Origin of the sequence: Acidovorax sp. HMWF029 (genome assembly GCF_003060895.1) — a bacterium.
GTDB lineage: Bacteria > Pseudomonadota > Gammaproteobacteria > Burkholderiales > Burkholderiaceae_C > Acidovorax.
Genome location: NZ_QAIH01000257.1, coordinates 1 through 5454 on the forward strand (window position 1 = coordinate 1; position 5454 = coordinate 5454).

Consider the following 5454-nt stretch of genomic DNA (forward strand, 5'->3'; position numbering starts at 1 on the left):
GCCCCACGGGCCTGCGCCAGGTCCGGTGCCTGCGGAGCCGTTTTCAACCGCGTTGTGCACACACCAAGGACAAACCATGCACGCATCTCTGCACCACTCCCTCCAACGCCCCTTCCGCCACCCCCAGGCCCTGCACCCGCTGGCCGCCGCCGTCCTGGCCGCGTTCTGCGGCACCGCGCTGGCACAAGCCACACCGCCCTCTGCGCCCACCCAGACACTGGGCGAGGTCACCGTGCAATCCACCAGCGGTGACGACGGCTACGCCCCCGCCGCCAGCACATCGGCCACCAAGGGCAGCGCGCCGCTGCGCGATGTGCCCCAGGCCGTGAACGTGGTGCCCGAGCAGCTTCTGCGCGACCAAGGCGCCCGGTCAATGGAAGACGCACTGCGCAATGTGCCCGGCGTAGCCATGAGCCATGGCGACGGCCAGCGCGACCAGGTGGTGATCCGGGGCTTCACCGCGATTGCCGACCAGTTTGTGGATGGCGTGCGCGACGACGCGCTGTACTTCCGCGATCTGGCCGACATCGAGCGTGTGGAAGTGCTCAAGGGCCCCGCCGCCGTGCTGTACGGGCGCGGATCATCCGGTGGCCTGATCAACCGCGTGACCAAGAAGCCCAAGTTTGGCGAGACATCGGGCGAGGCCAGCTTGGGCCTGGGCAATTTCGACTACCGCCGCGCCACAGCCGACGTGAACGTGGGCATCAGCGACACCGCAGCGCTGCGCATCAACGCCGCCGTCGAAGACTCCGGCAGCTACCGCGACCAGCAGTTCGTCAAACGCCACAACTTCGCGCCCTCGCTCGCGCTCAAGCTCGCCGCGCAGACCGACCTGCTGCTGCAATACACCAACGTGCGCGACAAGCGCCTCACGGACTTCGGCATCCCCGCGCTCAATGGTCGCCCCGTGAACGTGCCTGCGGGCACCTACTACGGCTCGCGCAACGCCGCGCAGGACGACACCACCACCAGCACCATGCAGTCGCTGGCAGCCACGCTGAACCACCGCTTCAACGACGACTGGTCGGTGCGCAACGTCACGCGCGTGTACGACTACACGCTGGACCGCTACAACACCCTGCCGGGCGGGACCACCAACCCCGTGGACATGACCGTGGGCCGCACCCGCTCGTTCATCCTGCGCGATGAACAAGGCTTCTTCAACCAGACCGACCTGACCTGGCGCAACCAGCTGGGCGGCTTGAAGCAAGAGTGGCTGATGGGCGTGGAACTGGGCCAGCAAAAGAAGCGTGCCGAATCCGTCTCGGGCGGCGCCGACCGCGTGCCCATCCTCAACCCCGGCAACCGACCTGCCCCCACCATCCCGGCTGCCAGCTACAACGCCGACAGCGCCATCCCCAGCCACACCACGCAAGACACGGCAGCGCTGTACTGGCAAAACCAGATCACGCTGGCCCCGCAGTGGAAGGCGCTGGTGGGCGCGCGCTACGACGTGTTCGGGCAAGAAACCACGTTTGACCGCAAGCTAAGTACGCTGTCGCGCACCGACAAAAAGTTCAGCCCGCGCGCGGGCCTGGTGTGGCAGCCCAGCGATGCCGTGTCGTACTACGTGTCGTACAGCAAATCGTTCCAGCCCTCGGCAGAGACCTTTGCACTGGCCGCCAACAACACCGGCGCCGAGCCCGAGATCACCGAGAACAAGGAAATCGGCGTCAAGCTCGACCTGCTCGATGGCCGCATGAACATCACCGGCGCGCTCTTCAACCTGGAGCGCACCAACATCAAGAACACCGACCCCGCCAACCCCTCCCGCCAGATCAACGTGGGCACCCAGCGCACCAACGGCCTGGAGCTGACCGCCAATGGCCGCCTGCCCGGCCGCTGGGATGTGAGCGCGGGCTACGCCTGGCTGGACGGCCGCATGACCAAGTCGCTGGCCACCACCACGTCCACACAGCTGCCCACCGCTGCCATCGCAGCCCAAGGCAAGGTGCCCGCTCTCACGCCGCGCAACTCCGCCTTCCTCTGGGCCATGAAGGACCTGGGCCACGGCCTGCGCGTGGGCGGCGGCGTGAACCATGTGGGCGCGCGCTTCACCTCGCTCACCAACCTGGTCACCCTGCCCGCCTACACCACGGTGGACGCGGCCCTGCAGTACACGCTGGGCCAGTGGGATGTGGACGTGAACATCAAGAACCTGGCCAACCGCAAGTACTACGTGTCCAGCCACGGCAGCAACGACAACCTGATCCTGCCCGGCTCGCCGCGCGCGGTGCAGGTGACGTTGCGGACGCGGTTCTGAGGGTGGGGTGAATGGCGGAAGGGGTCAAAGGGCCAAAAAATTCAAGGGATTTTGGCCTCTTCCGCCTGATGGTCATGGCTTTATAGCTACATATTCAATAGCAAAACCGCACTATTTTGTCCGCCCTGAACACCCAGGTGAGCTACCAAATCAACACCCACTTATGGGTGGACAGCCTGCGGGACGAAGCCTATGACGAGAAGGATGCGGTCGGGCTTTGCGCATTCGCCTGGCCAGCAAGCACAACCGCATCATCTTGCTTTGGCCAAGCGTTCTCCGAAAAACCGCATTAACTTCAACTAAGACATACGCCTTGAAATTCACGGATTGGATCTGGGGCAGCCTGGAATCGGTGACACCTCCGCACATTCAGGAGGGATATTTTCGAAAATCACCTCGTTCCCCACATGAACCCTACCCATTTTCACGGGTGCATCCAGCACCCATGATATTTCACCATCCATCCAAAGATCGGCAACCTTGCTTTCGCCCAGTAACATTTTTGGTGCCACACGATACAACTTTACCACCGACGGCTCTTTGAATTTATAATTAATAATTCTCTGCAAAATTGATGCATTATAAACTTCAAGACGATAAATATAATGCGGACTATTATAGCTATTAAAAAGACTAGGGGTAGCCACGTACCAACACAGAAAAAAACCAGCATTTAATATCAAACACCAAACAATACATGGAATTTTTTTAAAACCAGGCATCTTCATCACCACTCCAATTGCAATGGGATTGGGAGTCGCACACGGTGAACGTCGGAGACGATCATGAAATCCCCGCCTTTGCCATTTTTGGCACGCCACTCCCTGAAGTGCTTGTTCTGAACCAAATACGTCTTGCTTCGCAAGCTGGCGGCATCCTCGTGCACCCATTCATCTGTGATGGGAACATTGCTGGGAAAGCGCAGAGCGCGCACCACTCCATTAAAACCCCAGAATCCCAAAGGCTGCGACACGAAGGAATCGTCATTGAAATCGTAGGAGTCGCGCAAATAGAAAGCCAGTTCATCAATTTCTATTTTTGCTTTTCCTGCTCCTTTCGGGCTGACAATGCCTGAGACAGCCACCTTCAGCGTAGCTTCACCCATAGCACCATAAAAATCGTCCATGGGATCGCTCGATTCACCGATTTTTTGGATATTGACTTGGCAGTTGGCATCCAGCAGCTTGGCAGTCTGGCTGAGATTGCCGAACCGCCAGCATTGCTGGTTTCGGCCATTGCTTTGCCGCTCAATCCGTGTTTGCAGTTGCTTCAGTCCTGCAGGATTCGCCCAATTTTTCTGCAGCTGCAACATCGCTGCCTGCACCCTGACAAAGCCCAGCGCCCATGCCATGCTGACCTTGTTCTCATCCAGTTGGGCTTCAGGCAGCTTGTGTAACTGGTTGGGCGTCAGACTTCGCTTTATTGAATCGCTCATCTCAAACGCAGGACTTCTAAACCACCTCTCCATCAACGACGCCGCAACCGGCCACCCCAAGCGCGACCGCATAACTTCTGGGATGTCAAGAAGCTGAAAACGCAATTTTTTGGGGGGCAGCTTCTTTTCAAGCTGCGCGCAGTTGCTCCGCATGAACCTTGACAATATCGCTCACATTCCCTCTCTTTTCTTGCACTGGTGATTTTCAAGCAGGCAATTTTCACAGGAATGAGCGCCAATGCAGATCATGGGCAACGTTCTTTGGTTACGGCGGGTAACCGATCACAGTTAGCCAAGAGAACCGCCCCCACTACAAACAAAACTTGAGCCGTAAACCTGCGAACTCCCATTGCTCGTGCATCTTTCAACGAGCTGCTATTTGACTTACTGCTTCAGAATAAGCCCCCGTTTTTTAGTCACTCACAGAACGGATGCCGGGACAGGGCGCAACGGCGCGTTGATGCACTGCGCCAGATGATGCTCAATCGCTCGACTGAGCACCCTATTGGCAACTTACGTTTGACGCACTCCTGCAAGCCGCCACGCCTTCACATCGCCCACACTGCGCGGCTGGAGCGTGGGCGGCGGCGTGTTGTACTGCGGTGAGTTCTTCGCACAAAGCGGCATGCTACGCATCAACGCACCAGGCTACACGCTGCTGAACGCCCAGGTGGGCTTCCGACGAACCCGCTCCGCATCATGGCGGCGTCCCCCCCCTTCTTGTGCACCTTGAAACTTTCATCCAGGTAGACCGTAGAACTCGTCATGCCATAGCCTTCGCAGACAAACCCGTTCAAAGGCAGCACGCCAGGCGCATCGGTGATCCGGCCTCTCACTTCCTTGTACTTCTTTCCAGCACGCCGCGAATGGATGGCGGCGTTGGTCAGGTAGTTGAGGCTCACCCGGTAGGAGGCGTTGCTGGAATAGTCTTCGTCGTCCTGCTGCTCGCCGATGTGTTCCAGGTCTTTGATCTTGGCGTTGTAGCGAAACTGCAGCGTGAAGCCCGAGAACCGGGCGGCGTCTGCGTAGTAGACCGCCTGAACGAACAATGAATTGTTCTTGATGTCCAGGTTGTAGAACTTGCTGGGGTGGCAGAACTCGCCGGACGTTGAGAGCACCTGATAGCTGCCATCCACCCTCCCGGTCAGGACAAGCAACCGCTCCTCTCGCTGGCCTTCTCCTTTGTGCCTTGTCAGCAACAGGGCCAGGTCGGGAACGCCGTCTCCGTTCAAGTCGCCTTCTGCAGTGGTCCAGACAAAACCGGGATGCCGAAACTCGGGGGGTACTGCGAGCCGGGCCCTTTGCTCTGCGGATGTGTTTCCGTCTGCGGCATGTGCGTTGCCCACACACAGCATGGCCAGGACAGCGGGTCCGAGCAAGACAGCCATGCATGCCGCAGATGCGTGTGCGATGGGCAGGAGGGCGCGGGATATCGTGGACACAGAACTCTCCTGAGAGCTGCTCGCAGCCTGGGTTTGAGGCCAAGACACTGGGTTCAAACGCAAGTGTGAATCTCTGCAAAGCCAGCGCGTTGGGGCGAAGGGACTATAGCCTGCAGGCTCACACCCAACCCCGTACCCACAGCCTGTTAGCGCCAGTGCAATCGTGATCAGCAGTGCCAGTCGAACATTGACCAGGGGCTAGAGCTGGTTCCATTTGAAGCCAGCTGTGGATAACTATAGGGTGGATGCTTCTGTAGGGCCTCCTTTTTTTGAACTCGTGGTCGGTATGGCCGAGCCGTCAGGCGAGGCCCTTT

At 59.1% G+C, this 5454-nt stretch carries 4 protein-coding genes; 1 reads left to right on the forward strand and 3 read right to left on the reverse strand.

The window, feature by feature from the left end; all coding sequences use genetic code 11:
- Positions 1 to 76 precede the first annotated feature (76 nt).
- On the forward strand, positions 77 to 2263 hold the full coding sequence (locus tag DBR12_RS18475) for a TonB-dependent siderophore receptor (RefSeq protein WP_108618599.1): 2187 nt from the start codon (positions 77 to 79) through the stop codon (positions 2261 to 2263).
- Between the two features lie 320 nt (positions 2264 to 2583).
- Here the strand turns inward: DBR12_RS18475 and DBR12_RS18480 are convergent, their stop codons facing one another.
- From DBR12_RS18480 to DBR12_RS22240, 3 genes are all read right to left on the reverse strand, one after another.
- Entirely contained in the window at positions 2584 to 2991 is a 408-nt protein-coding gene (locus DBR12_RS18480) for a hypothetical protein (RefSeq protein WP_108618600.1), read from the reverse strand.
- Entirely contained in the window at positions 2991 to 3851 is an 861-nt protein-coding gene (locus tag DBR12_RS18485; RefSeq protein WP_108618601.1) for a DUF6402 family protein, read from the reverse strand. Before DBR12_RS18485 ends, DBR12_RS18480 begins: the two co-directional genes overlap by 1 nt.
- A gap of 482 nt (positions 3852 to 4333) precedes the next feature.
- Complete coding sequence (locus tag DBR12_RS22240) at positions 4334 to 4855, reverse strand: hypothetical protein (protein WP_233244854.1); 522 nt, start codon at positions 4853 to 4855, stop codon at positions 4334 to 4336.
- Positions 4856 to 5454: the final 599 nt, after the last annotated feature.

Coding starts and splice junctions, on each gene's coding strand:
- DBR12_RS18480 (WP_108618600.1), bottom strand. CDS start 2,991: ATGAAGATGCCTGGTTTTAAAAAAATTCCATGTATTGTTTGGTGTTTG.
- DBR12_RS18485 (WP_108618601.1), bottom strand. CDS start 3,851: ATGCGGAGCAACTGCGCGCAGCTTGAAAAGAAGCTGCCCCCCAAAAAA.
- DBR12_RS18475 (WP_108618599.1), top strand. CDS start 77: ATGCACGCATCTCTGCACCACTCCCTCCAACGCCCCTTCCGCCACCCC.